The sequence below is a fragment of the Kitasatospora sp. NPDC007106 genome (assembly GCF_040634455.1).
GTDB classification, from domain to species: Bacteria; Actinomycetota; Actinomycetes; order Streptomycetales; family Streptomycetaceae; genus Kitasatospora; species Kitasatospora arboriphila.
Genome location: NZ_JBEYFP010000916.1, coordinates 1 through 2206, shown reverse-complemented (window position 1 = coordinate 2206; position 2206 = coordinate 1). Strand labels below are relative to the sequence as shown.

Sequence of the window (2206 nt, the reverse complement as noted above, 5' to 3'; positions counted from 1 at the left end):
CGGGGCCGTCCGCCGCCGCGTCCTCCCGGAGGGTGTCCGATGTCCGGTCCGCAGATCGCCCTGCTCGGCGCCGTCGCGGGTGTCACCGTCTTCCTGGGACTGCCGGTGGCCCGCCTGCGCCGGCCCGCGCCACGTCTGCGCGCCGCGCTGAACGCCGTCGCGATCGGTGTCCTGCTGTTCCTGCTCTGGGACATCCTCGGCGCGGCCTGGGAGCCCACCGACGAGGCGCTGTCCGCGCACCACTGGGGGACGGCGGCACGGAACGGCCTGGTGCTGGCCGCGGGGCTGACGGTCGGCCTGCTGGGGCTCGTCCGCTACGAACGGTGGGCGGCCCGCCGGAACGCGGCGGCCCCGCCCCGCTCCCCCGGCCCCGGTGCCGCGGCGGCCACCGAACCGGCCGTCGGCGCCCGCTCGCACGCCGCCGGCCTCGCCCTGATGATCGCCACCGGGATCGGCCTGCACAACTTCGCGGAGGGCCTCGCCATCGGCAACTCGGCCGCGCAGGGCGACATCTCGCTCGCCGTCCTGCTGGTGATCGGCTTCGGCCTGCACAACGCGACGGAGGGGTTCGGGATCGTCGCGCCGCTGGCGGCCGCGGGCGAACGGCCGTCCTGGGGCAGCCTGGCGGTGCTCGGGGTGATCGGCGGCGGTCCGACCTTCGTCGGCACCCTGATCGGCCAACGGGTGGTCGACGAGACGGTCGGCGTCGCCTTCCTCGGCCTGGCCGCCGGCTCGATCCTCTACGTGGTGATCGAGCTGCTGGCCGTCGCCCGGCGGGCCGGTACGAAGGAGCTGACCGCCTGGATGATCCTGCTCGGGCTGCTGCTCGGCTTCGGCACCGACGCGGTGCTCGTCGCCGCCGGCGTCTGAGAAGGGTTCGCACGGCCCCGGGGCGGGCCCGTTCGGCAGCCGTACACCGAGGTCGTCTATTGTGCGGCGCGGTCCGACCAGTCCCCGGGGGAGAGAACGATGAGCATGTCGACCGCACCGGCCGGGCCGGCCGGGCTCCAACGACACCTGGGCCTGTTCGACGCCGTGGTGATCGGCCTCGGGTCGATGATCGGCGCCGGCGTCTTCGCCGCGCTCGCCCCGGCGGCCGCGGCCGCCGGCTCCTGGCTGCTGCCCGGCCTCGCCCTCGCCGGGGCGGTGGCGTACTGCAACGCCACCTCCTCCGCCCGCCTGGCCGCCCGTTACCCGGCCTCGGGCGGCACCTATGTGTACGGCCGCGAGCGGCTCGGGCCGTTCTGGGGGTACCTGGCCGGCTGGGCGTTCGTGGTCGGCAAGACCGCGTCCTGCGCGGCGATGGCGCTGACGGCGGGTGCCTACCTGTGGCCCGCGCAGGCGCACGCCGTGGCGGTGGCGGCCGTGGTGGCGCTGACCGCGGTGAACTACGTCGGGGTGCAGAAGGCCGCCCGGCTGACCCGGGCGATCGTCGCCGTCGTGCTGGCGGTGCTGGCCGCGGTGGTGACGGCCTGCCTGTCCGGCGGCACCGCCGATCCCGCCCACTGGGCGGTCGGCGCGGACGCCGGGCCGCACGGCGTGCTGCAGGCGGCGGGCCTGCTGTTCTTCGCCTTCGCCGGCTACGCGCGGATCGCCACCCTCGGCGAGGAGGTGCGCGACCCCGCCCGGACCATCCCCCGGGCCGTCACCCTCGCCCTGGCGGTCACGCTCGTCGTCTACACCCTGGTCGCCCTGGCCGCCCTGGCGGTGCTCGGCCCGGACGCTCTCGCCGCCGCCACCGCCCCGCTCGCGGACGCCGTCCGGGCGGCGGGCGCCCCCGGACTCGTCCCGGTCGTCCGGGCGGGTGCGGCCGTCGCCGCGCTCGGCTCCCTGCTGGCCCTGATCCTCGGCGTCTCCCGCACCACCCTCGCGATGGCCCGCGACCGGCACCTGCCGCACGCACTGGCCGCCGTCCACCCGCGCTTCCACGTCCCACACCGCGCCGAACTCGCCGTGGGCACGGTGGTCGCCGTCCTCGCCGCCACGGCGGACATCCGCGGCGCGATCGGCTTCTCCTCCTTCGGCGTGCTCGTCTACTACGCCATCGCCAACGCCTCCGCACTCACCCTCGCCCCGGCCGAGGGCCGCCCGCCGCGCGCCGTCCCGCTGGTCGGCGCCGCCGGCTGCCTGGTCCTGGCCTTCGCCCTGCCGGCCGCCTCGGTCCTGCAGGGCGCCGCGGTGCTCGCCGCCGGCGCCGCCGCCTTCG

Annotated in this window: 2 protein-coding genes; both read left to right on the top strand. The window is 77.1% G+C overall.

Translation table 11 applies throughout. The annotated features are described in order from the left end of the window. Positions 1-39: 39 nt before the first annotated feature. The gene (locus ABZ641_RS34000; RefSeq protein ID WP_359988160.1) at positions 40-870 is read left to right on the top strand and encodes a ZIP family metal transporter; all 831 of its coding nucleotides are present in this window, start codon (positions 40-42) and stop codon (positions 868-870) included. A gap of 99 nt (positions 871-969) precedes the next feature. Then, on the top strand, positions 970-2206 hold a 1237-nt coding region (locus tag ABZ641_RS33995), incomplete at its 3' end, for an APC family permease (protein WP_359988158.1).